Annotated in this window: 18 protein-coding genes and 1 riboswitch; of the genes, 11 read left to right on the forward strand and 7 right to left on the reverse strand. The window is 37.0% G+C overall.

The window, feature by feature from the left end; genetic code table 11:
- Positions 1 to 600: a carbonate dehydratase gene (can, locus tag H4J73_RS18420; protein ID WP_182181933.1), complete on the reverse strand. Its 600-nt coding sequence runs from the start codon at positions 598 to 600 to the stop codon at positions 1 to 3.
- Positions 601 to 1202: 602 nt separating this feature from the next.
- On the opposite strand from can, the gene H4J73_RS18425 reads away from it, so the two are divergent.
- Complete coding sequence (locus tag H4J73_RS18425; RefSeq protein ID WP_182181934.1) at positions 1203 to 2369, forward strand: methyl-accepting chemotaxis protein; 1167 nt, start codon at positions 1203 to 1205, stop codon at positions 2367 to 2369.
- Positions 2370 to 2528: 159 nt separating this feature from the next.
- On the opposite strand, the gene cobO is transcribed toward H4J73_RS18425, so the two are convergent.
- Both cobO and H4J73_RS18435 read right to left on the reverse strand, forming a co-directional pair.
- Complete coding sequence (cobO, locus tag H4J73_RS18430) at positions 2529 to 3134, reverse strand: cob(I)yrinic acid a,c-diamide adenosyltransferase (protein WP_182181935.1); 606 nt, start codon at positions 3132 to 3134, stop codon at positions 2529 to 2531.
- A gap of 121 nt (positions 3135 to 3255) precedes the next feature.
- Positions 3256 to 3400, reverse strand: a riboswitch (cobalamin riboswitch).
- A 161-nt stretch (positions 3401 to 3561) separates the two neighbouring features.
- Complete coding sequence (locus tag H4J73_RS18435; protein ID WP_182181936.1) at positions 3562 to 5634, reverse strand: M13 family metallopeptidase; 2073 nt, start codon at positions 5632 to 5634, stop codon at positions 3562 to 3564.
- 501 nt (positions 5635 to 6135) lie between these two features.
- Between H4J73_RS18435 and H4J73_RS18440 the strand changes: the two genes are divergently transcribed.
- From H4J73_RS18440 to lolE, 3 genes are read left to right on the forward strand one after another with little or no spacing between them, the layout of a single operon-like run.
- Entirely contained in the window at positions 6136 to 7374 is a 1239-nt protein-coding gene (locus H4J73_RS18440) for a lipoprotein-releasing ABC transporter permease subunit (RefSeq protein ID WP_182181937.1), read from the forward strand.
- Positions 7367 to 8050 carry a lipoprotein-releasing ABC transporter ATP-binding protein LolD gene (gene lolD / locus H4J73_RS18445; protein WP_182181938.1) on the forward strand — a complete coding sequence of 228 codons (684 nt, stop codon included), beginning with the start codon at positions 7367 to 7369 and terminating at the stop codon, positions 8048 to 8050. The genes H4J73_RS18440 and lolD overlap by 8 nt, the downstream gene beginning before the upstream one ends.
- Before the next feature lie 9 nt (positions 8051 to 8059).
- Positions 8060 to 9346 carry a lipoprotein-releasing ABC transporter permease subunit LolE gene (lolE, locus tag H4J73_RS18450; RefSeq protein WP_182181939.1) on the forward strand — a complete coding sequence of 429 codons (1287 nt, stop codon included), beginning with the start codon at positions 8060 to 8062 and terminating at the stop codon, positions 9344 to 9346.
- Between the two features lie 68 nt (positions 9347 to 9414).
- Here the strand turns inward: lolE and H4J73_RS18455 are convergent, their stop codons facing one another.
- Entirely contained in the window at positions 9415 to 9933 is a 519-nt protein-coding gene (locus tag H4J73_RS18455) for a DUF2062 domain-containing protein (protein WP_182181940.1), read from the reverse strand.
- Positions 9934 to 9995: 62 nt separating this feature from the next.
- On the opposite strand from H4J73_RS18455, the gene H4J73_RS18460 reads away from it, so the two are divergent.
- The 5 genes from H4J73_RS18460 (at position 9996) to kdsB (ending at position 16424) form a co-directional block, all read left to right on the forward strand.
- Positions 9996 to 12446 carry a DNA internalization-related competence protein ComEC/Rec2 gene (locus tag H4J73_RS18460; protein ID WP_182181941.1) on the forward strand — a complete coding sequence of 817 codons (2451 nt, stop codon included), beginning with the start codon at positions 9996 to 9998 and terminating at the stop codon, positions 12444 to 12446.
- Positions 12447 to 12544: 98 nt separating this feature from the next.
- A complete protein-coding gene (gene msbA / locus H4J73_RS18465) occupies positions 12545 to 14302 on the forward strand; it encodes a lipid A export permease/ATP-binding protein MsbA (RefSeq protein WP_182181942.1) in 1758 nt (585 codons plus the stop codon).
- A gap of 21 nt (positions 14303 to 14323) precedes the next feature.
- Positions 14324 to 15409, forward strand: a complete 1086-nt coding sequence (lpxK, locus tag H4J73_RS18470; RefSeq protein WP_182181943.1) for a tetraacyldisaccharide 4'-kinase — start codon at positions 14324 to 14326, stop codon at positions 15407 to 15409.
- 33 nt (positions 15410 to 15442) lie between these two features.
- Positions 15443 to 15622, forward strand: a complete 180-nt coding sequence (locus H4J73_RS18475) for a Trm112 family protein (protein ID WP_182181944.1) — start codon at positions 15443 to 15445, stop codon at positions 15620 to 15622.
- Positions 15623 to 15644: 22 nt separating this feature from the next.
- The gene (gene kdsB / locus H4J73_RS18480; protein WP_182181945.1) at positions 15645 to 16424 is read left to right on the forward strand and encodes a 3-deoxy-manno-octulosonate cytidylyltransferase; all 780 of its coding nucleotides are present in this window, start codon (positions 15645 to 15647) and stop codon (positions 16422 to 16424) included.
- 25 nt (positions 16425 to 16449) lie between these two features.
- Here kdsB and H4J73_RS18485 read toward each other — a convergent pair whose 3' ends face one another.
- Positions 16450 to 17175, reverse strand: a complete 726-nt coding sequence (locus tag H4J73_RS18485; RefSeq protein WP_182181946.1) for a DUF6445 family protein — start codon at positions 17173 to 17175, stop codon at positions 16450 to 16452.
- 187 nt (positions 17176 to 17362) lie between these two features.
- Between H4J73_RS18485 and H4J73_RS18490 the strand changes: the two genes are divergently transcribed.
- Entirely contained in the window at positions 17363 to 18079 is a 717-nt protein-coding gene (locus H4J73_RS18490; protein ID WP_182181947.1) for a SapC family protein, read from the forward strand.
- A 171-nt stretch (positions 18080 to 18250) separates the two neighbouring features.
- On the opposite strand, the gene pepN is transcribed toward H4J73_RS18490, so the two are convergent.
- Positions 18251 to 20953, reverse strand: a complete 2703-nt coding sequence (pepN, locus tag H4J73_RS18495) for an aminopeptidase N (RefSeq protein WP_182181948.1) — start codon at positions 20951 to 20953, stop codon at positions 18251 to 18253.
- 462 nt (positions 20954 to 21415) lie between these two features.
- Here pepN and H4J73_RS18500 point away from each other — a divergent pair, with 462 nt between their 5' ends.
- The gene (locus H4J73_RS18500) at positions 21416 to 22855 is read left to right on the forward strand and encodes an aminopeptidase 1 (protein WP_182181949.1); all 1440 of its coding nucleotides are present in this window, start codon (positions 21416 to 21418) and stop codon (positions 22853 to 22855) included.
- An 84-nt stretch (positions 22856 to 22939) separates the two neighbouring features.
- Here H4J73_RS18500 and H4J73_RS18505 read toward each other — a convergent pair whose 3' ends face one another.
- Positions 22940 to 24814: a hypothetical protein gene (locus H4J73_RS18505; protein ID WP_182181950.1), complete on the reverse strand. Its 1875-nt coding sequence runs from the start codon at positions 24812 to 24814 to the stop codon at positions 22940 to 22942.
- Between the last annotated feature and the right edge of the window lie 10 nt (positions 24815 to 24824).

Consider the following 24824-nt stretch of genomic DNA (forward strand, 5'->3'; position numbering starts at 1 on the left):
TTATTTTCCATCGCAAGAGACATTTAAATTTTTCAAAATACCGTCGTGTAAATTATACACAAAGCCATGAACAGTTACGTCTTGGTTTTTTTTCCAAGCATTGACTAATGTCGTGGTATGGCAAACGTTTGCCACTTGTTCAACCACATTGAGATCGCAGAGTAAATTGACCTTTTTTTGGTGATCTTCAACGGCATCGAGACGGTCTTTGTGAAAACGATAGACATCTTTAATATGCCCTAGCCAATTATCTATTAATCCATGACGCTTATTATCAATTGAAGCTATAATTCCACCGCAGCCGTAGTGACCACACACTATTATGTGTTTAACTTTAAGATTTTCTACAGCAAATTGTATAACAGAAAGGCAATTTAAATCGGTATGAATAACTTGGTTAGCAATATTACGATGAACAAAAACTTCACCTGGAGACATACCGAGTAATTCATTGGCTGGTACTCTTGAATCAGAACATCCTATCCATAAATATTCTGGCTTTTGTTGTTCTGACAAACGTTTAAAAAAATGTGGGTCTTCTTTTTTTATGTTGTCAGCCCATTGCTGATTATTATCGAACAAATGTTGAATAGAAGTCACGGAATACCTTGATAAATAATCGATAGATTGATTTTATGAGAATACCGAGTGAAGTGAAAGAAAAATGTCAGATCAATTATTTATGACGTATATCTCTTTCGTTAATAACGTAGGTGTAATCGTCACAATTGAAATTCAATGTAAGCAGGCTAATGACAACGGTAGCTGTTCGACACAGTCGAGTAAAAACAGAAAAAAGTGCTTAAGGTAAAGAATAAAATAGTTAAAAATCTGGTTTTATTCTTCTGACTCAGTAAAATTAAATGCAACCGTAAACTAAAAAAGGCGGCGATTTAGATGGAGTCAATAAAAGTTCAATAGTCAGGCTTTTGATGATGTGGTTTTTATGTATAAAGTTTTAGAAGTCGATATCCCATAAAAATTGCGATGATAGACATATATTGATTTCCTATTTATATTTTATCTGAGTGATGAACCATTAATTCGTTTAAGGATAGCTAAAATAAAATGGTTTTTTTGATCAATAATTAAAATTAACAAATATTGTTAGCTAAAACAGCAAATAATAGGTAATTTATAACGTAATAAAGCCAAGTAGCTTAAATTTAGGCTGTTTTTTAAACTAACACGATGGATACTCTATGTTTACTCGCTTAAGCGTGAAATTACTTATACCAACTGCGGCTGTTGGATTATTAGCCCTGCTATTTGTACTGCTATTTACTGATGAGCTAAGCCAGTCAACAGTTATCGGTATACTCTCTTTTTTAGTGATTGCCCAATTAATATCAGGGTATATATTTATTGAAAAGCAGCTGTCATCTCGATTAACAAGACTACAACACTATCTTACACTTGTCGTTAGTACCAAACAGGCACCTCCTGGGCCGCTAATTGACAAAGGTAATGATGAACTGGCCACTGTGACGAATGAACTCAGTTCATTTATTGGTAACTTGTCAGACGTGCTTGCGGAGTTACGTACGGAATCTGAATCATTAAAAGAAGGTTCCTTTTTACTGGCCACACAAATGACCGACTCCGTTAAAGCCGTTGACGATTCTGCTCGTCAAATAGCGTTAATGGCACACTCTATTGATGAGGTCGCTTCAACCTCTAGCATACTTTCAGACAGCGCTTCACAGGTGAGCGAAACAACAAATCAAGTCATTGCTATTTTATCGCAAGGCATGACCTCCTCAAATACCAGCCAGCAAACAATTGAGGCTTTTTCTGAAGAAGTTACTGAAATGGCTACCGATTTAGCTTTATTACAAACTGAATGTTCTAATATTGGTTCTGTACTTGACGTTATTCGTGGTATCGCAGATCAAACAAACTTATTGGCCTTAAATGCTGCGATTGAAGCGGCAAGAGCCGGTGAACAAGGTCGAGGCTTTGCGGTTGTTGCAGATGAAGTAAGAGCGCTCGCTCATCGAACACAAGAAGCAACCGTTGAAATCCATTCTATGGTGGAAGGTTTACAAGAAAAATCAACGAATGCAGTGACGGCAATCTCTCGTGGTCAAATTTTGACACAAGACAGCTTAACGCATTCTGCTGAAGTTGTTGAAGCGCTAGAACAAATAGGGCGTGTGTTTAATGAAGTTAATGCGCTAACGTCCCAAATTGCGAGTGGCACTGAACAGCAGCAGCAATCTACAGCGTCGGTTAATACGAATATGGCTGAAGTTGCTTCATTGAGCCAAGATATAACGAATGGCTTAAGTTCTGTTGCGCAACATGCTGAGCAACAGCAAAAAGTATCTATAGATGTTGCGACAAGCTTAAATAGAATTTGTGTTTAGTGAACGCTAACAGGTAGCATTGAACATTTAAAAAAGCCCATATTACATGGGCTTTTTTATGTTTAGTCTGTTCTTCGATATCCTGTTTTATAAAACGTTCTTGCTTGCTATATGTCATTTTTTGCAGGAATATTAGGCTTTATAAGTAATGATTTTCTCTTACCAATCAATGCCTTTTTGCGCTTTTATATTGTTATCAAAAGCATGTTTTATTGATTGTACTTCACTGACTGTATCTGCGAGTTCGAGTAATGAACGATGCGCACCACGACCGGTGGCTATCACATGTTGCATCGGGGGACGATTCGCTATGGCATCAAGCACTTCATCAAGATCAAGGTATTTAAATGACAGCATGTAGGTTAGTTCGTCAAGTAACACAACATCAACACTTTCATCAGCTAATAGTTTCTTAGCTTCTTCCCACACAATTTTCGCTGCGGTAATGTCAGCGGTTTTATCTTGTGTATTCCAAGTGAAACCGGTTGCCATAACATGAAAAGGAACGCCAAGTTTCTCAAGAACATTTCTTTCTCCACAAGCCCAAGTGCCTTTTATAAATTGGATTGCGGCAGCATTCAAACCATGTCCAACTGCACGAGTTAGTGTGCCAAACCCTGATGTTGATTTACCTTTACCATTGCCTGTGATAACAATTAATATACCGCGTTCATCTGTTGCCGCATCAACTCTAGCATCAACTTTGTCTTTCACTTTTTGCATGCGCGCTTGATGTTTTTCGCTTTTTTGTGTTTCGTCAACCATGAGTATTCCTGTTGTGATTATAGTGATTTTAAAGAGGAAAAAAGGCAAGGCTAGCGTTAAGGATAGTCCTTAACGAGTAGCAAGTTACCGCGTGTTCCCGCACGATTTTATTGATCTTAAAAGTTCTGCTATTAAAGTCATTAGGTATGCTGACTCATTGAATCCTTATAAAAAAGTAGACAATTTACAGTTGCGGGTACAGTTAAGGTTTACACCTTATTCCCTAAATACTTTACGTGTAGCTAGTTTACGATATTTATATTTATTTACAATATGTAGAGGTGTTAAAGGCTGTTGATTTACTATTTATGCGGTTAACTTTGTGCCGCTATATTTTATTTTTAGTCAGTGTAAAGTCATAAAAAATGCCAACAATATTTGTTGGCATCTTAGTCTTCGTTTATTGTTCTTTAGCTCAATATTTTGCTTACCAAATTTTTACACGTTTTTCAGGAGCAATATACATAGCGTCACCTTCTTTAATGTTAAACGCTTTGTAGAATTCAGGCATGTTAGATAAAGAGCCTAATGCGCGGAATTCGCCCGGCGAATGAGGGTCTGTCGCTACCTGGTTACGTAACGATTTTTCTACCTTCTTTCCACGCCATACTTGAGCAAAACCCATGAAGAAACGTTGGTCTCCAGTAAGTCCATCAATTACAGGAGCTTCTTTACCATTTAATGAGGCAATGTAAGCTTTATAAGCGATAGTTACACCAGATAAATCACCGATGTTCTCGCCTAAGGTTAAAGAACCGTTTACATTTAAGTCTTCAAATACAGAGTAGCCATTGTATTGTGTTACTAAGTCGTCAGTGCGAACTTTAAATGCAGCTAAATCTGCTTCAGTCCACCAGTTACGTAAGTTACCGTCGCCGTCGTATTTACTCCCTTGATCGTCAAATCCGTGGCCCATTTCATGACCAATAACAGCGCCAATACCGCCATAGTTAACAGCGTCGTCAGCCGCTAAATTGAAAAATGGTGGTTGTAAAATAGCTGCCGGAAATACAATTTCATTTTTAGTTGGATTGTAATAAGCATTTACCGTTTGAGGTGTCATTCCCCATTCTTGCTTGTCTATTGGTCCACCCAATTTAGCCACTTCCTTTTGATGAGAAACGTCACCTGAACGCATGCTATTTCCTACTAAATCATCACCTTTAATAACAAGGGCAGAGTAATCTATCCATTTATTAGGGTAACCAATTTTAGGGTCAAAACTTGCTAATTTTACGTGAGCAGATTTTTTCGTTTCATCAGACATCCACTCTAATTCATCAATACTTGCGCCGTAAGCCCCACGTAGGTTTTCAACAAGTTGTGTCATACGCGTTTTAGCTTCTGGTTTAAAGTGACGGCCTACATAAACTTTACCAATAACTTCACCTAAGTTACTGTTCACAACCGCAACACCACGTTTCCACATTGGACGTTGTTCTTTTTGACCACGTAATTGTTTTGAATAAAAATCAAAATTTTCATTATCTAAATCAGCGGTTAAAGAACCTGCAAAATTACTTAATGTGTGGAAGGTTAGATAGGTTTGCCAATCAGCTAACGAAGTTGCAGCGAATGTTTCGCCAAAACCTTTAACAAATGAAGGTTGGTTAATTATTATATCTTTTTGTGCTGTTACGCCCTGAGCTGCAAGATAAGCGTTCCAGTTAAATGCATCAGTCACTGTGTTTAAGTCAGTAACGTCAAATTTATTGTAACGCTTATCGCTGTCACGAGTCTCAATTTTTGTCCAATGAAACTCCGCTAATTTAGTTTCAATTGCCATAATAGTTTGAGCGGCAGCTTTACCATTTTTCAAACCCGCTAAATTGAACATGTTTTCAATGTGAGCTACATAACCTTCACGTAATGCGGCAAAGCGCTCTGTTTCATCAAAGTAATAATCTTTGTCTGGTAAACCTAGACCGCTTTGCCAGATATGTGTGGCATAGCGAGTTGAATCTTTTGCGTCAACGCTGATATAAAAGGCTAATGGGCTGCCTACGCCATTTTTTTGATTTTCACCAAAAAATGTAGCTAATTCATCTTTATCTTTTAAGCTATTGATGCTGTCAAATAAAGGTTGTACAGGAGTGATACCAGCAGCGTTACGTGCATCGGTGTTCATGTACGAACGGAATAAGTCAGCAACTTTTTGTTCATCGCTACCCATTTTTAAGTTTTCTGTCGCGGCTAATTCTTCGATGATTACTTTTACATTGTCATCGGCTTCATCACGTAAGTCATAAAAAGCACCAATAGATGTTTTGTCGCCAGGAATTTCATTACTGTTCAACCATGCGCCGTTAACATAACGGTAGAAGTTGTCTTGTGGACGAACAGATAAATCCATGTTCGCTTTGTCGATACCTGAAGCCAACGCTGTTTTTTGCATGGCTGGCATTTCTTGTTTCGTTGTATCAGTGCTTTCTGTATTGTTGTTGCAAGCGGCAAGCAACAATAACGAAGAACATAACGCACTTGTTATTATTGTTTTCATTGAAGTCTCATCTTTAAGTTAAAAATATTTGTTATAAAATATTTGTTATAAAATATTGAACGCATTGATATTAAAGGGTTACAGCGTTATTTACTAGATTCAGACATGAATTTTTACATAATGCTTGAGCAACCCCGTATTTTATTTTGTACATTACATGGATAGATAACGCTGAGCTTATTGTAATTCCCTGAAAATTATATAATTATTACTACTTGAATTTTTTTTTACGTTTACTTACGGGATTTTTCCTGCCAAATAAAACATCGGCTGTGATATGCTTAACCCCTTATATAAGTGAGTATTTCCTTCTTAAATGCCATTTAAATTAAGGTGACAGAACTAATGAGCCTAAACTATCAACGACAACCAGTTAGATTGAGTTATAGCCGACTATTACGGTAAAAACGGAAAAACCAAAAAACCATAGGGTATTAGGCCCTTTGAAAATGAGCACGTAACAAGTGCAATTGGTATAACACAAAAGATGAAGTTTATTTAATGTTTCAGCCCGTCAGTTTTTTCATTGGGCTTCGCTATAGTCGAAGTCGCAAAAGTTCAGGATTTATTTCCTTTATCACTTTTTTTTCAATTGTAGGCATTGTACTTGGAGTTGCCTCCTTGATTACGGTTGTTTCCGTAATGGATGGCTTAGAAGGGGAACAAAAACGTAGGATACTCGGGTTGGTCCCTCATATTGTGCTGGCAGACGAATCAGAGCAGAACAAACAAGTTTCCTTACCACAATGGCAAACACTTCGGGAGCAGCTATTACTGCACCCTAACGTTACACACGTTACGCCTTTTCTGGAAAGTGAAGCATTAATACAAGCTAATTCTGGCGCGTTACGTGGCGTTCTCATTCAAGGGGTAATGCCTGAATTTGAACAACATAATATTGTTAATACCTCGATGCTATCAGGAAGTTTAAACCATTTGTCAGAACAGCCGTTCTCAGTGGTTATTGGGCGAGCTTTAGCAAGACAACTTGATGTAGACCTGGGTGGTTTCGTTCGATTAACACTCCCTAATAAAACGGTCTTTACCCCTATGGGAAGAATTCCAGTACAGCGGACATTTACTGTTGCTGGTGTTTTTAGTGTAGGCTCGCAAGTTGATGAAACCCTTGTCTATATTCACAGTAAAGATGGCGCGAAACTGCATCGACAAAAAGGTGATGGCGTTGAAAAACTTCGTTTATATCTTGATGATGCTTTTGCCGCTGAGCAAGTTGTAAGTACTTTAAAAACTCAATATCCGCAATATGCTTTTACTACTTGGAGCGATAGCCAAGGTGCATTGTTCTCTGCTGTTCGCATGGAAAAAAATATGATGTGGCTAATGTTGAGTTTAATTATTGCGGTTGCTGCGTTTAACATTGTTTCTGCCCTAGTCATGGTTGTTATTGAAAAAAGAGGGGAAATTAGTATTTTACAAACACTCGGACTTGACCGAATAGGGGTGGTTAAAATATTCATTACCCAAGGTTTAATTAATGGTTTTTGGGGTGTCACTATTGGCACTGTGGTCGGTTCAATACTGACCTTAAATTTAAACAGTATTTTTAACCTACTAGGGTTGAGTTTACTTGGGGCAGGGCAGTCTTTACCTGTCGAGTTATCAATCAATAATGTAATTAGTATTATTTTATCAGCAATAGCGATGAGTTTTGTTGCTACTTTATATCCCGCTTATCAAGCGTCTTTAACACAGCCCGCCGAGGTTTTACGAAATGAGTAAAGGTTTACTTTGTCAGCAATTATCTAAATCATACTTTCAAGGTAGCATTGAAACTAAAGTATTAGATGGACTTGATTTGTCAGTGGAAGCCGGCGAGCTTGTCGCTATAGTGGGGAGTTCTGGTTGTGGCAAAAGTACTTTTTTGCATATCGCGGGAGCATTAGACTCTCCGTCTTCTGGGCAAGTGATCATCAGTGGTGTTGACATTCACACATTATCTGAAAAAAAACGGGCTAAATTTCGTAATAAACATATAGGTTTTATTTATCAGTTTCATCATTTAATGATGGAGTTTTCTGCAGAAGAAAACGTAGCTATGCCATTACTTATTCGCGGAGACTCTCCTAAAGAGGCCTTAGCGTCAGCTCGAGAAATGTTAACACAGGTAGGTTTGAGTCATCGTTTTGAGCATCGACCTTCAGCGCTTTCGGGGGGTGAACGCCAACGTGTTGCCATTGCTCGTGCTTTAGTAACTAAACCCTCATTAATATTAGCTGATGAGCCCACAGGTAACTTAGATTTTGATACGGCTGAGCAGATTTATCAGTTATTGCGAGATCTAAATAAAACGGTGAATACCAGTTTTGTTATTGTGACCCATGACTTAATACTTGCCGCTAGAATGGATCGTCAATTGCGTTTAGCGCACGGGCGTTTAGCGCCCCTTGAACGTTAAGGCTTTTCGATGACAAAATCATTAAGTATATTCTTAGGTTTACGTTATGTTCGTAGCCGAAACGGTAACGGCTTTTCTTCTTTTATATCAGCGTCTTCTACTATTGGTATAGCGCTTGGTGTCATGGTGCTGATTATTGTGTTGTCAGCAATGAATGGATTTGAACGTGCATTAGCGCAACATCTATTGTCTGTTATTCCTCACGGTGAGCTAATTGCCATTAATACGCCGATTGATAATTGGCAAAAACATGTCGCTAAAGTTCAGCAACATCCGCAAGTGGTATCAGCAGCGCCAGTTATTAAATTAACAGGGATGATGCAACATGGCAGTGAACTCAAAGCGGTTGAAGTACGCGGTGTTGACGTTAAGTTAGAGCAGCAAGTCTCTACTATTGCTGATTATATGGTTGCAGGAAGTTGGCAAGCGATTGCCGAGAGTGAAAACACTGAGAACCCAGTAGTAGGGGTTGTTGTTGGCTCAGGTGTTGCAAAAAAATTACAGCTTGAATTAGGCGATTCTCTGCAACTTTTATTGTCTAATGTTATTGCCCAAAAAAATGACAATCAAGCAAGTGCTAAATTTCCTATACCGGTAAAACACCAAGTAAAGGTGGTTGGTATTTTTAAATTTGGCGGTACGATTGTAGACAACTCAGTTTATCTTTCACTAGCTCATGCTGAAAAAATGGTCAATCTAGAAAAGGGGCAAGTTCAGGGAATACGAATAAAAGTCGCTAATGTTTTCCAAGCGCCAGAGGTGATTCGTGATGTTGCCTATCGTTTTGATAATTATGTCGCTATTCACGACTGGACAAGAACACAAGGACATATTTTCAATGATATACAACTGGTGCGTTTGGTGATGTTTATTGTCTTGGTCTTAGTGATAGCAGTCGCAAGCTTTAATATTGTATCGACACTTATCATGGCAGTGAATGAGAAAAAAGGTGATATTGCTATTCTAAAAACTATGGGCGCAGAGACCCCAGTTATAATGGCGACCTTTATGTTTCAAGGCCTCGTAAATGGGGTTGTTGGCTGTTTAGTTGGCGCGATGCTAGGTATTGTTATATCGCTAAATTTAACTGAGATTGTGGTTGCAATTGAAACACTTTTTAACGTAAAAGTATTATCAGGTGATATCTATTTTATTGATTTTTTACCTACCCACTTAAGACAAGCTGATGTAATTACCACTGTAGTTACTGCTTTACTGATGAGTTTGCTGGCGACTATTTACCCTGCTTGGCAAGCGACTAAGGTTGAGCCAGCACAGGTGTTAGGACAAATGTAGTCAGGTTTTTACACTTTTTAGCTATGCTTTTTCATGTTCAGGATGAACGTATTATTTTCTTTTTATTATTATTTTAATGATCTTTTTTTGCGTTTATTCCATTGTTTTATTACTGAATATCGCCATAAGCCATGGATAGAAAAGTAACCCAAAATTGAAAAAAACACCGCTAGTACGCCACAACCGAGTAAAAATGCTGGCCCTATAGTCGACAAACTGTCTAGTAGCCATTGCCAGTTAGCTTCAAATACAAATTCCTTTTCTGGGCGGTCTAACAGCCAAATCCCTACCATGTAACAACCATAAAAAATGGCTGGAATCGTTAATGGATTAGTGATCCAAACGAGTGCAACAGAAAGAGGTAAATTTGAATGTACTATAATAGCGAAACCCGCAGCTAAAACCATTTGAAAAGGTACCGGGATAAAAGCAAAGAACAAACCTACGGCAAAGGCTTTTGCGACTGAATTGCGGTTTAAATGCCATAAGTTGGGGTTATGCAATAAGACACCGAAAATTTGTAAGTGTTTATTATTTTTTATGGTGTTGTGATCCGGCATATAACGCTTGAAGATTTTTTTAGGCATATACTTTTCTTATATCATCTCGGCTTTATTTATCTATTAGACAGATACGGAAACTAATCACTATGGAACGGTGGCTATTAACATTTTTTATAGGTGCTATTTTGTCACTATTCTTACCGATAGTACCAGATATTTCTCAAATTTATATTTGTTTTTGTTTTGCTGTCATTTTTTGTCTCATCAAAAGGTTACGTATTTATAGTGGTCTTTTTTTGGGCTGTGCATGGGTACTTAGTGCCGGTTTCGCCTATCAAAATATATGGCAGGTTAATGATATTGATCCCACCGCTTTTTTTGGTAAAACAATTACAGTAAAAGGTGTTATTGCCAACATACCAAAAACGTTAAGTCAGAATACAAAAAATGAAAAAATCAAAAAGAACGTCTCACGCTTTAATTTTATTGTTGAAGAAGTTAATCAACAAAAACTTAAAAAAAATATAAAAATTCGTCTTCGCTGGGATCATAAGTCACTTGAACTCAGTAGTTTAACGAAAACAAAAGCGATTAAACAAGGTCAGCAATGGCAGCTTAACGTGCGTATTAAACCTGCCCATGGTTTTGCAAACGTTGGTGGTTTTAGTTATCAAACATGGCTGAGACAAAAGGAACTGCATGCTACGGGATATGTGAAAAACACATTAACAAATAAATTAATTCAAGCACAGCCGAGTTACCGGCAACAACTTTACTTACAACTTAATGAATTAATAAATTCGCTGGCATTCAAAAGTGAGATGGATCATTTTATTTTTGCACTGACTTTTGGCGAGCGTGGAAAAATAACTCCTGAGCAATGGCAAGTTCTCCAAGCAACGGGAACACAGCATTTAATGGCTATTTCTGGATTACACTTAGGCTTAATTGCCAGTGGGGCTTATGCCTTAATGGTGATGTGCTTTCGGTACCTTCCCTTTCATTTACTGTTAACTCAAAAAGCTACTTTTTGGCTGGTACAAAAAAATAGTCATCTCGTCGTTTTTGCCTTTAGTAGCCTAATTGCATTATTTTATGCTTATCTTGCTGGTTTTTCTTTGCCAACACTTCGTGCATTAGTCATGATGCAAATCTTTATCGGTGCTAAGTTATTGGCGGTTAAACTAACAATAACACGTTGGTTATTACTGAGTATCGTTTGTATTATTTTGTTGTCACCGTTTAGTTTATTTAGCGTTAGTTTTTGGTTAAGTGTTTATGCCGTAACCTTGATACTGTTGATCATTTGGCGATGTCGAAAATTGATATCGTCATCGGGGCACAGTAAGTTAGCTAAAACAAAAGCTTGGCTCTCTTCATTATTTATTGTGCAGCTCGGGTTAACTTTATTTATGTTACCTGTCGCTGCTTTACTTAATTATCAATTACCGCTTTCAGCACTACTTGCCAATATTGTTGCAGTACCTTGGATGAGCTTTACCGCGATCCCTCTATGCCTATTGTCTGTCGTTGCTATGCCTTTTAGTGAAACGCTGGCATTGTTTTTTCTTGCACTTTCACTCTCATCTTTAGACTTTATTTGGCAATGGCTGAGTTATTTATCGAGTCAACCATGGCTACTTATTGAGGTTAGCCATCAAACATTAGTTATAATTTTAGCGCTGAGTGGTTTAACCTTTGTGAGTTATTTCTTAGCGTTACCCAAAAAAACATTAGGTACATCTATTTTACTTATTTCTTCATTTAGCTTTGTCTATTTTATGTATCATCAAGAAAGTCATGATTGGCAAGTCAGTGTGCTAGATGTAGGGCAGGGACTATCGATTGTTATCGAACGAAATGGGCACGCTATTTTATATGATACGGGGGCAAGTTATCCGAGTGGGTTTAATTTGGCAGAAAGTGTTGTTTTTCCTTATTTACAGTATCGAGGTATCACGACTATCGATTATTTACTCTTAAGTCATGCCGATAATGACCATGCCGGCGGTTTAGCTTTTATCGATAAACAAATGGCTATAAATAAAATAAGTGTGAATGAAATAAAATATAATCAGCCGTTAGAAGACCTTGGTAAATATAACTTCCCTGAAATACAAAGTTGTAAGCAAGGCGATGACTTTGCTTGGCAAGGTTTAACTTTTTCTGTGTTGTGGCCTGCTGTTATTCAAGACAAAGAAAATGACAATTCTTGTGTGATCAACATTTCTGATGGTAAATATAATGTGCTACTAACGGGGGATATTTCTCGTAAAGTGGAAAGGTTATTGGTCACCAACAACGAGCTGGGTATAAAATTAAAGGCAGATGTTATTGTGGCGCCACACCATGGTTCAAAAACGTCATCAAGTACTCGCTTTATTAAAGGCGTTTCACCCGACGCTGTTATATTTAGCGCCGGATTTATGAACCGTTGGAAGATGCCGAATAAAACGGTGCTTAGACGTTATCAGCAATTGAAGGTTAATCAATATTCAACGGCTGAGCAGGGCATGATCCAAATACAAGTTACAGAGCAAAGCCTTAAAATTGTAAGCTATCGTGAAGATATTAATCCTTATTGGTTTGCTAATTAAGGTTTACTATAATATTAGTTGGTTAGCGCGTAAAATAGCGTTAAAATAGTAGCAATTTTAATACCTTGTCATTAATCGCTAAGCCATAGAGAGATTGAATGTTAGAAAGTAAAAATACAGTAGTAGCAGCCACCACTTGGCAAAACTTTAAACGTTTAATGGGCTATGCTAAGCCTTATAAAGCAGGGTTTGTCATCGCTATTCTAGGTATGCTTGGTTATGCTGGTATCGACACTTTATTTTTCTCACAGTTAAAGCCATTAATTGATGAGGGTTTAGCAGATACTAATCCAAATTTTATGAAGTGGGCACCACTTTTTGTTATTGTTTGTTTTATTATCCGTGGTATCTGCCATTTTTTTGGTAATTATTGCTTAGCTTGGGTGGGTAATAACGTTGTTACCGATTTAAGACAAAATTTATTCGAACACATTATGGCGCTTCCGGTGACCTTTCATGATAAAGAATCTACGGGCACCTTAATTTCTAAACTGACCTTCGATACTGAGCAGGTTTTACAAGCGACCAGTAAAGCGTTACTTACCTTAGTGCAGCAAGGCGCAATGGTTATTGGTTTTCTGGCGGTTATGTTTTACTACAGCTGGCAGTTATCAGCAATATTCCTCCTTATTACGCCTATTATTGCTGTTATTGTTACTGTGGTTTCTAAACGTTTTCGCCAAGTTAGCAAGAAAATTCAAAGTGCGATGGGTGAGGTTACTTCTGCCGCAGAGCAAACCTTTAATGCCCATAAAGTGGTGTTAACCTTTGATGGCCAACAGCGTGAATCAGAGCGTTTCGGTAAAATTAATAAAAATAATCGCCAACAACGTATGAAAATGGTGGCAACTAAATCATTTAGTGTTCCGCTAATTCAAATTATTGCCTCTTTTGCCTTAGCCTTTGTTTTGTATGTCGCTAATTTAGATTTTATGAAAGACACCCTTACTCCCGGTGTTTTTATCACAGTACTTACCCTTATGACTATGCTATTGAGACCGCTTAAATTATTGACGACTGTAAACAGTGATTTTCAAAACGGTATGGCAGCATGTGTGAGTATATTTGCGGTACTAGACCAAGAAAAAGAAAAAGATACCGGACAACATACTCTCGATAAAGCTAAGGGAACACTGGCGTTTGAGCAGGTTGACTTCTCTTATCATAATGATGAAATATTAGCGCTGACTCAACTAAGCTTTACCGCGAATGCTGGCGAAACAGTCGCACTGGTTGGACGTTCTGGTAGCGGTAAATCAACGGCAAGTGCGATTTTGCTGCGCTTCTATGATGCAACAGCGGGTAAAGTATTAATTGATGGGAAAGATATTACCTCATACAAACTGAAAGACTTGCGCGCTCAGTTTGCTTATGTTTCTCAGCAAGTGGTGTTATTCAATGACTCTATCGCTAATAATATTGCTTATGGAAAACCGAGTGCCAGTAGAGAAGAAATTCTTGCCGCTGCTAAAAATGCCCATGTTATTGAATTTGCAGAAAATATGGTTAATGGAATTGATACTAATATCGGCGATAATGGCGCTTTGCTTTCTGGCGGACAACGTCAACGTGTTGCCATTGCTCGAGCATTGTTGTGTGATGCACCCTTTTTAATTCTTGATGAAGCAACCAGTGCATTAGATACCGAGTCTGAACGTCATATTCAAGATGCGCTACAAGTATTGCAAAAAAATCGCACCTGTATTGTTATTGCTCATCGTTTATCTACCATTGAAAATGCGGATAAAATCATTGTAATGGAACAAGGTAAAATTCTTGAACAGGGTGATCATCAAACTTTATTAGCAAAAGACGGTGCATATGCCAAATTACACAACTTTCAATTTAGCGAATAAAGTGAGTATTGAGATTTCATTATGCGCTTAATTGAAAAAGTATGGTTTTTTCAACATCCTGCCAAATGGTTGCTCGTTCCGATACTGTTGCCGTTAACGGTTATCTTTTGGTTGTTATCTGCTGTACGACGCAAATGTTATCTATTGGATTTTTTTAAATCATTCGCTATTGATATACCCGTGGTGGTGGTAGGTAATATTGGTATTGGTGGCAATGGTAAAACGCCGGTGGTTTTATACTTAATTGAACAATGCTTGGCACAAGGAATAAAAGTCGGTGTGATCAGCAGAGGTTATGGCGGAAAAGCTCCGCATTACCCATACCTGCTAAGTGAAAGTAGTACAGCTGCTGAAGCAGGTGACGAGCCATTACTGATTTATCAACGCCATGGAATTCCGGTTGTTGTGGGCGGCGATCGTGTTTTGAATGCTCAGTTATTAGTAAAGCATGGATGTGAAGTTATTATTGCTGATGATGGCTTGCAACATTATCGTTTAAAGCGAGATTTCGAACTTATTGTTATTGATAGTAAACGAGAGTTTGGTAATAGTTTCTTGTTACCTTCAGGGCCTTTACGTGAAGGTTTATGGCGATTAAAAACGGTGGATGCACTTATTTTTAATGGCGCAACACCCCGAGAAGAGAATAGTATCTATCCCAAAAATACACCGCAGATAATAATGACATTAATGGCTAAAACGGTGGTAAATGTTAAAACTAAGCAACGGCTACTATTAACGGAATTTCAGCAGACTTTTACTGAAAGAGACAATCAATGTATCAATGCAATAGCCGGTATTGGTGACCCTGCACGTTTTTTTAAAACCTTAGTCGATGTTGGTTTTAGCATCGATAAATCGGTAGGTTTCGTCGACCATCAACACTATAATAAGATGCAATTTACCCGCTTTTCTGACGACATACCACTGTTGATGACGGAAAAAGATGCCGTAAAATGTACTGATTTTGCTCAAGACAACTGGTGGTATTTACCGGTTGATGCACAAATTGAAAAAAAACAAATAACGCCATTTTTAGATGGGCTATTTGACCAAGTAAAAGCTAATAAACTTAGCCGTATTAAAGCTAGACTAAAGCTAAATTAAAGCATAAATAAACTTATAAATAAGAGAATGACCATGGCATTTGATGTGAAATTGATGGAAATATTGGCTTGTCCGGTATGTAAAGGCAAACTTGATTATAATAAAACACAGCAAGAATTAATCTGTAAATTTGACCGCTTAGCTTACGCTATTGAAAAAGGCATTCCAGTATTGTTAGAAAGCGAAGCACGCCGTATTAGTGAAAATGACTAATTAAATCTATTAGGAGAATTAAATGTCTTTTGTTGTTGTGATTCCTGCTCGGTTTGAGTCGTCTCGTTTACCGGGGAAAGTATTAGCGGACATTAATGGTAAACCTATGATCCAATGGGTTGTAGAGAAGGCTTTGCAAAGTGGTGCCAGCCAAGTGATTGTTGCTACGGATAATGAACAGGTTGAAGAAACGGTATTAGCATTTGGTGGTGAAGTTTGTAAGACTCGCGCTGATCATCAATCTGGCACCGAACGTTTAGCTGAAGTGATGAATATTTATAATTTTGATGATGATCAGGTTATTGTTAATGTTCAAGGAGATGAGCCTTTTATTCCAGCAGAAAATATTGCTCAAGTTGCTCGAAACTTAGCGGTTCAACAAAGAACAAATCAACAACAAGCTAGAATGGCAACACTCGCTGTTCATATTCATGATGTTGAGGAAGCGTTCAACCCAAACGCCGTTAAAGTATTAACGGATAAGCACGGATATGCGATGTATTTTAGCCGTTCGACGATCCCTTATGACAGAACTCGTTTTCTTGATGAAGAAAGTGTCGCGACTATTGGTGACTTTTACTTACGCCATATTGGTATTTATGCCTATCGCGCTGGGTTTATCAAAGACTACGTTCAGTGGCCAGCGAGCCAATTAGAACAAATTGAATCTTTAGAACAACTGAGAGTACTATGGCAAGGCGAAAAAATTCATGTTGCCGTTGCTGAAACACGTTTAGCGGTTGAAGGTGTTGATACCCCAGAAGACCTTGAAAAAGCGAGAGCTTACGCTTTAACGCTATAATTGAATTCATTCAGCTTCAATAGCATTAATAAGTGATGAAAGTTCGTAGTGTTAATCTACCTTTTAAAGGGTCTGAAGATAAATGCTCGGGATTAATCATACTTGAGTGTAATAATTTGCTTGGGTAGATAATCAGTCGATTAAACTTCACGTCAACATTGGCAATTTTCTCATATTCATTATTGCCATTGTTAGCGTATTTATCACCGTAGTGACTGCTTTTAAGTTTTGGCTCTGCAAACGACCAGTAATGCTCTTTTCGATGCCGAGTGATTGTTTCATAACCGGTTTCTTTGTGTCTATAAAAAGCCGTTCCTTCAAAGGGGGGTTCGCATAGATAATGTAAAACAGCTAATTGACCGGTACTTATGGAGTCATAATGAGGGATTCTTTGATCTTGGTTTAATTCAGAAGGATCAAAGGTAACCATCGCATATGTTGATTCAAGTCTTGTTGGGTATGCTACGGGTAATTTATAAACTTCTTTAATGATAGGCTTTAGTACTTTATAAAGAGTGTCGGTGTAACTCGCTTCTGAAGGGCATGTTACGCCAGGATAAAAGTTATTGTCCCGTTTATTACAAGCTAAATTACCTTGCGTAATAACATAGTCAATTAAATCGTTTGGTGAGCGACTAAAGCCATCAATAATAATGATTTTGGTTTCTTCATTACCTATTTTGCGAACTTCAACTTCAACTTCAACTTCTATATTATTATTAATATAAAGTTTATTTTTATTACAATTCATACTCTTCCCAAACTTTAAAGTGATGATATGCAAGGAGTCATTGCCCTCTAATAAGTAATCACTTATATTATTATTTCACTGATTATTGATTTTATGATATCGCGCATTTATAAAAATTATGGGCTACCCATCATATACAATAAATAATACACTATCTGATAATATTTAAAATAATAAAGAGAACTAGATGAATAATGATTACCACCCTATAAGTTTTAAACGACATGGGGAATTTAGCATTGATAGTAAAGTGACTTTTGAGCATGTTAACGATGTGAATAACTTAGAAGTTGTGATGCACGAATTCGCGAAGGCTGCCAATGAATTCCCGATAGTATTTATTAAAAATGGTGATTCGGGTCAGTTTCAATCTGTTATTTTGACGGGTATTGATTTAGGTGAAAACTTTTTTGTTGATGATAATAAATGGCGAGCTATTTTTACGCCTAAAAGTGCGAGTTTATATCCTTTTAAGTTAAGCTTAACCAAAGAAGAAAATAATGAAAAGCAGTATGGCTTTTTTATTGATGAGTCTTGCCCCCGTTTAAATGCAGGCGCAGGCGAGCGCTTTTTTGATGCTCAAGGTAAAGAGTCTAAATACCTAGAAAGTTATAGATTAACAATGAGTGATTATTTTAAGCAAAATTTGATGACCAAAGAGTTTATTCATTATTTAGTTGATAATGAATTACTTACAGAAGGTAAGATATCGCTAAATATCCCTAATAGAAAAATTCTACTTGATGGGATTTATACGGTTAACCAAGCAACACTTGATAAATTAAGTGATGAACAGTTTTTAGAGTTGAGAAAGAAAGGTTACTTATCCGTGATTTATGCGCATATGAACTCAATGCATCAAATTGATAAATTAGCAAAATTAAAAGTACATAGTACAACTTAATAATAACGTGTTCGATAAAAAAGGCCTTATGTTTTCACATAAGGCCTTTTTATATTTAGGATGAACATTATGTCACGGTCATACGTGGCCGTTTTTTGACATCCATGTCATCACGGCCTTAGCACTTCCATGTAAATCGATATAAAGGCGTGACGACTGCTCTTAAAAATATTATTTTAATAGTTTAAGGGCTTTAACACAGCGGCCAATTTGTTGATGGCTTGCTTTTACTGTTTTCAATACCTGTGGCTTCATACCACTATAGTCTTTAATCAGTTGTGCTAATTCTGCTTCACTTGCTGGCGTACATTCTGTTGGCAGCATGCTACCAGCAAAAGACTCAAGTAAACCTAGGTCACTGCCTTCATTTAAATTAGGAATATGAGCGAGGATCTTAGCTTTGTAAGGCGCTTCTAAAGCTTGTTGCTCACCTGGAAATAAACCCCACATAATGTAACGAAGCGTTGAAAGTTTTAGTTTGTCAGGGTTGTTAATAACCACGTTAAACCATTTCTCTTTACCTTTAGCTTCTGGTTGAATAACCTCTGCATAAATGGCACTTTTAACACCTGAGTCAGTAATATCTTTTGTTGCTTCAGCCGTTAATAATGCTTGGTAATTACCATGTTGGTAACGATTCATTTTAGCGATTAATGTCCAGCGCTTGTCTTGATCGATTGTTACACCTTCAAAGCTCTTCTCACCGTTTAACATGTTTTGTAAATGTGCTAAATGTTTTGTTGTTTTAGCGACACTAACATAACGACCATACCAAAGTTTTTGGAAGTCTGAACCTGCTTCAGCGTTTTCTAATAAACGTAAGTATAAGTTTTCAACGTCCATATAAAGTGCTGAATAATCTTTTTGTTCTAAACGTGTTGCTACCGTTAAGTAACCAAGGGCTGACGTTAATGTGCTAGCGATTTTACGCGATACGTTATAATCAGTTTCACCTTCAATGTTTTCCATTGCAAAATTGACAAGCTGGTCAGCAGCTAGATTTGCATCATTGACACTGTCAGACAAACTCTGCCATAACATTAAACGCATAGTGGCATTATCAATCTCGTTGATATGTTTTTGCGCTGAAGCGAGTGACTTTTCATCAAGATCTACTTTTACGTAACCCCAATCTGCTTCGTTTGGATAAACTAAATCAGGACATGTTTGACCAATCACTTCTTTAATTTCAGTGGTTGCCCCTTTATACATAATAGGTGTCGCTGATGTTAAGTTCATTGCATTACCATCGGCATTTACATTGTATAAACCGATTTGAACACGTTGTTCGCGTAACGTTGGGTAGCCTTCAGGTGCGGTTTGATTTATAGCAAAATCGCTAATTTTACCATCACTACACTGATAGCTAACTTTAATGGTGTTTAAGCCTGCGTTAAATAACCAGTCTTGAGTCCATTGGGTCATATCTTTACCGGCTGCTTTGCCTAATTCACCGATAAAATCTTCAAGATCAGTATTTTGGTAAGAGAACTTTTTCAAGTAGTTACTTACACCAACGCGGAAGTTTTCTTCACCTAAATAATAAGGTAATTGTTTTAAAACTGAAGCACCTTTACCGTAGGTAATACCATCAAAGTTTGATAATGCATCACCTGTGGAAGCTACAGGTAGTTCTATCGCATGCGTGTTTACAGAGTCATCTGTGCGGTAAGCCCACTGCTTAGTGCCAGAGTAAAATACATCCCAGTTGTTTTCAAAGTCACTGGCTTCAGCAATTGCCAAGTTAGCCATGTATGTAGCAAAGCTTTCGTTTAACCATAAGCCATTCCACCAGCGCATTGTGACTAAGTCACCAAACCACATGTGCGCCATTTCGTGTGCAATAACATTTGCTAAGCTCATACGAGCACTCGTCGACTTTTCACCACGAGCGATATAGCCTTCATTGAATGTAACCGCAGCAACGTTTTCCATCGCACCTGCATTAAAATCAGGTGCTACAATTTGGTCATATTTACCAAACGGATATTTAACTTCAAAATATTCATTAAAGAAAGCAAAACTTTGTTTGGTAGGAATAAACCATTCGTCAGTCTTTACGTATTCGGCTAAGCTTTGGCGAGCAAATAAACGTAACTTCATTCCTTCAAAATCATCTTCCCAAACCGCGTAATTACCGGCATGAAGAGAGAAAACATAAGAGGAGAATTTTGCAGAAGCAGGGAAAGACCATACCTTAGTATCGCCATTCTCACTGATGCTGGTTTCGCGAGTCGCGCTAATAATTTGCCAATGGGCAGGTGCAGTTACTTCAATTTCATAACTGGCTTTCAAATCGGGTTGGTCAAAATGAGGAAATAAGCGGTTTGCATCATACGGTTCAAAATCAGTGTATAGGTAAACTTCGCCGTTTTTAGGGTCTACGAAACGGTGAAAACCAGAACCATCTGTTGAATAAGGACGTTCGTAATCAATAGTGATACTTTGTTTACCTGCGGTTAATTCGGTAGCAGGAATCGTAATAAACCATTTTTCATAGCTAAACTTAACGTCTTTACCGTTTACTTTTAATGATTTAATGTCGCCTTCATCAAAATCTATTGTTAAATCGTTTTTATTATCTTTAGCTAAGTCAAATATTAGCTCGGTAGAGCCAGTAAAACTTTCACTTTTATTATCAATAGTTACACTTAATTTATAGCTAACATTGCTCACTTGCTTCGCGCGCATTTCTGCATAAACGGCTTCAAGCGATTCACTTTTAGTACGGATTAAGCTTGTTTGTTTTTGAGGCATTTCAACTACGGTTGAGTTACTTGGCGTATCAGCTTTTTCACAGCCCATAAGCGCAACGCTTGAGCCAATAATAGCCACAGACAATGCTTTAGCTATTTGAGATTTTTTTAATGTCATTTACCCAGATCCTACTTTATTATTTTTAAGGTTTCCTAATGGAAACGTTTTTAAATGAAAATATCAATGATGTTATATCATATAACCTTAATGAATTATTTTTAGTCATCGCGTAAATAGGGTGGTTAAACGATTTTTAGATTGATTTTAACAATTTGTATTTTGATACTAATATATTTTTTATTTTTTCTTTCATAAAATCATAGCTATAGAGATTTTAAATGACATTACTTTATTAAGGTTTTGTTTTATTGTAAATAATTTGTTACATTTTTTTGTTGTTTTAAATGAGTGATTAGCCATGTTAAACAACTTTACTTAGCTTTAATAACGTTAACGCTATAAAGGTCATTAAAATGCCGACGTTCACCTTGTTTTCTATCTGTTCAAACGAATAAAACTTGTCAGGCGGTGTTCTTTCTCTTTATTATGATCAGGAGCCATTAATTAAAAGAAATAATAATGAATATAAAAAGAACGCTAACAAGTATCGCCATCATTAGTACTATTGCCCTTTCTGGTAATACCTATGCTGAAACAGATAAAGAAGACAAAGATAAGAAAAAATCACTATCGAGCTGGTTAAACCTTTCTGAAACAGAGTTAGTTGCCGTTGAAAAATATGCTACGGATTACAAGGAATTTATCTATAAAACACCAACAGAATTAACCTTTGTTACTGAAACGATTAAGCGTGCAGAAAAACAAGGTTTTAAGCGTTTGTCTGAAAAAAGTAACTTGAAACCCGGCGCCCGTTTTTATGATGTGAATCGTGACCGTACCATTTCATTAATTGTGATGGGTAAAAAGGATCTTGAGCAAGGCACTCGTATTGTTGGCGCGCATATTGATTCACCAAGACTTGAGCTTAAAGGTCGCCCGCTTTATGAAAAGCAAAAATTTGCGATGTTACAAACTTATATTCATGGCGGCATTAAAACCTACCAGTGGGTTAATATTCCTTTAGCCCTTGTTGGGCGCGTTGATAAAAAAGACGGCACGGTTATTAATATCTCTGTTGGATTTGATGAAAACGATCCTATTTTCATGGTTCCTGATTTAGCCCCACACGTTGATCACCCAAACAGAAGTCGTAAAAGTCGTGACGTGATCAAAAAAGAAGAGCTAGACGTGATCATCGCAGCTAAGCCTGATTTAGATAAATCTGTAAAGGAATTAATCGTTGATTTCTTAAAAACAGAATATGATATTTCTGTTGAAGACTTAGTTTCGGCGGAATTAGCATTAGTGCCAGCAACTAAACCTCGCGATGTTGGCTTTGATCGCAGTATGATCGCCGCATATGGACAAGATGATAAAGCGAGCTCTATTGCCGCTGTTAATGCCATATTTGAACAGACGATTCCAGAATTTACCTCAATTGCTTTTTTAGTTGATAACGAAGAAGTGGGTAATATTAATAATACCGGGGCAAGTTCATCGTACCTTGTTGATATGATGAGTAGCTTGTTATACAACCAAAAGGGTGCTGAGTATAATGACTATCAATTGCGTAAGGTTTTACGTAATACCAAAGTGATTTCAGCCGATGTAAACCCTGGTGTAAACCCTAACTGGGCAGGTGTTTGGGAATTAGGTAATGCGCCACGTTTAGGTAATGGTATTAACTTAAAGCTTTACGGTGGTGGTTTTAATGCGAACTCTGAATACATGGCCTGGACACGTAATTACTTAGATAACAATAAAATCAAATGGCAAACCTCTACTTATAAAGGTAAAGCTTCAGGAGGGACTATTGGTAGTGATTTATCAAATGACAATATGGAAGTTATTGACTTTGGTGTTCCAATATTATCAATTCATTCACCTTATGCCGTAGGTTCAAAAGTTGATTTGTATTCATTGTACAAAGCAATGTCAGCTTTTTATCAGGAAAAATAAATTAAGTTAAGTTAATATTTAATTTATTCCATTAAAACTAAAAAAGTACAAGTATCTATTTAGCTTGTACTTTTTAGTGTGATACTAGAATATTGAATGAAAGTCACCATTAGGAAATAAAATACCAGGCAGACCTCTTATCGTTATTACCTCCCCAATAATTTTATTGCCAAAATATAATTGACCTGTGTAATCTTTTTTCTGTTGTAAAAGTGATAACCAGCGGCCATCAAGTCCTTTAATGATCAGTTTTCTCGTGTCATTATTTTGCGCTAACGTTAACGCTAGAACTTTACCCTGCATTCTTAATGCTAAATTTACATTATCTAATCGTTCAAAATCTGTCGATAATCCTGATATTGATAACCTAAAATCAGCACTTCCAGAGGAAGGAATATCTAATAAAACATCATAGATAAAGTCATTTTCATTTTGGGTTAAAGATTGCGAGTTTTTTACCGCTATGATGGAAATATTCGTTGTTTGGTTTTTGGTTGTTAATAGTCCCGAAAATGAAAACTGTTTCAAAATAGAAGCTAACACTTCACTTTCATTTTTAACCCTTTCACCTGTCATATTGATACGACCAGTGATTTCACCATTCGCTGTCAAAATTGAAAGATTTGTTATTAAATTCAATGTTGCAGTTTTAGCTTTCTCATCATTAAAAACGTCTGTTACACCATCAAATTTAAGTAACAAGTTATCAGTATTAAGCGTCAAGGATGTATATTTACTTCTTACATTGCCTAATATGCTTGCTTCAAATAAGTCTCCGCGGGCTGCACTTATTCGCCATTGAGGAATCCTTAATTCCAGATTGATTTCTGTTTCTTTATATATCCCTGATATTATCCAAGTATACGGTGACCCTCGGTAGTTTATGTCTAAACCTTGGTATTGATAAAACCCCGCAGCCGTGTCATTTGTTGGAGAATATAGCTGTAGTATTTCAGTTAATATTTCACTGAATATTGCTAAAGTATGTGTTGAGTCATCAGTTAAAATACTCGATAATTCAGTGATTTTATCACTCGCCTCATTATTATATTTAAGTTCTTGTATATTAATAAAGGCTAATACGTTTCTGAACTGTTCAAGTAGTATTTTGTCATTTACATCAGGCGAGTGACTAGGTGTGAAGTGCTTGCTTGAGTTTGCAAGTAATCTGTTCAGTGAGAACTTCTCTTTGACTAAATCATCGTTAATAAGTGCATCATCATTACTTTTTTGTTGCTCAGATAAATAGTCATCTAGGTTAGTGAAATAATCAGTCGCTATATCTGATATCTCATTATTTTGCACAAATAAGGTAAGGGACTCTTTTATAAGTCGAATACTTTGCGGACTTTTTATCGATTTAAATAAGGCATAATAGCTGCCATCTGCTAAAAATTTATAACGCCTTGTGTTCTCTTTATCGACATAGGTTTGATGATAATTAGGGGTAATAGATAAACTTTTTAAATGGCTGTTCACTTCAGTTGATGATTCAATTTGAGATAATAATGAAAAATAAACTTTATTAGCACCAGGGCTTAAAAATACTTTAGTTGAAAAAAAAATGTCAACGGTAAAAGCTTCATTATAATCAATTTTGCCGTTGGCATTAATGTCTTGGTGTTCATCATTATATGAGTCACCACAGCCTATTGTAACAGGGCAAAGAATGCTTTTAGAGGTTGGAGTATATTCAATAGTAATGATTTGATTGCTTTCTATCGTAATCTTCTCATTATTTAAAGATAACGTATTAGCTGACGTGATGGTTTCACCACTTTGTGAACGTATTATTATTTCCCCAACAGGGGCAAACCAACTCGGCAAGTAAAATGTTATCTGGCTTTTTGCTAGAGATATTTCGGACTGTTTTTCCTCAGCTTTAGGTTCAGAATTTCCACCACACCCGTTGAGTAAAGTGAGCATTAAAAATAGGTTAATGAGATCATTTTTTTTCACATTGTCCTCC

Origin of the sequence: Colwellia sp. MB3u-41, assembly GCF_014076845.1 — a bacterium.
Taxonomy (GTDB): Bacteria; Pseudomonadota; Gammaproteobacteria; order Enterobacterales; family Alteromonadaceae; genus Colwellia_A.

What these genes read in the sequence shown, in the direction of transcription:
- H4J73_RS18490 (WP_182181947.1), top strand. Translation starts at nt 17,363, where the DNA reads ATGAATAATGATTACCACCCTATAAGTTTTAAACGACATGGGGAATTT.
- lolE (WP_182181939.1), top strand. Translation starts at nt 8,060, where the DNA reads ATGACAAAATCATTAAGTATATTCTTAGGTTTACGTTATGTTCGTAGC.
- cobO (WP_182181935.1), bottom strand. Translation starts at nt 3,134, where the DNA reads ATGGTTGACGAAACACAAAAAAGCGAAAAACATCAAGCGCGCATGCAA.
- H4J73_RS18500 (WP_182181949.1), top strand. Translation starts at nt 21,416, where the DNA reads ATGAATATAAAAAGAACGCTAACAAGTATCGCCATCATTAGTACTATT.
- lpxK (WP_182181943.1), top strand. Translation starts at nt 14,324, where the DNA reads ATGCGCTTAATTGAAAAAGTATGGTTTTTTCAACATCCTGCCAAATGG.
- H4J73_RS18475 (WP_182181944.1), top strand. Translation starts at nt 15,443, where the DNA reads ATGGCATTTGATGTGAAATTGATGGAAATATTGGCTTGTCCGGTATGT.
- H4J73_RS18485 (WP_182181946.1), bottom strand. Translation starts at nt 17,175, where the DNA reads ATGAATTGTAATAAAAATAAACTTTATATTAATAATAATATAGAAGTT.
- H4J73_RS18455 (WP_182181940.1), bottom strand. Translation starts at nt 9,933, where the DNA reads ATGCCTAAAAAAATCTTCAAGCGTTATATGCCGGATCACAACACCATA.
- H4J73_RS18440 (WP_182181937.1), top strand. Translation starts at nt 6,136, where the DNA reads ATGTTTCAGCCCGTCAGTTTTTTCATTGGGCTTCGCTATAGTCGAAGT.
- H4J73_RS18435 (WP_182181936.1), bottom strand. Translation starts at nt 5,634, where the DNA reads ATGAAAACAATAATAACAAGTGCGTTATGTTCTTCGTTATTGTTGCTT.
- msbA (WP_182181942.1), top strand. Translation starts at nt 12,545, where the DNA reads ATGTTAGAAAGTAAAAATACAGTAGTAGCAGCCACCACTTGGCAAAAC.
- kdsB (WP_182181945.1), top strand. Translation starts at nt 15,645, where the DNA reads ATGTCTTTTGTTGTTGTGATTCCTGCTCGGTTTGAGTCGTCTCGTTTA.
- H4J73_RS18425 (WP_182181934.1), top strand. Translation starts at nt 1,203, where the DNA reads ATGTTTACTCGCTTAAGCGTGAAATTACTTATACCAACTGCGGCTGTT.
- H4J73_RS18460 (WP_182181941.1), top strand. Translation starts at nt 9,996, where the DNA reads ATGGAACGGTGGCTATTAACATTTTTTATAGGTGCTATTTTGTCACTA.
- pepN (WP_182181948.1), bottom strand. Translation starts at nt 20,953, where the DNA reads ATGACATTAAAAAAATCTCAAATAGCTAAAGCATTGTCTGTGGCTATT.
- lolD (WP_182181938.1), top strand. Translation starts at nt 7,367, where the DNA reads ATGAGTAAAGGTTTACTTTGTCAGCAATTATCTAAATCATACTTTCAA.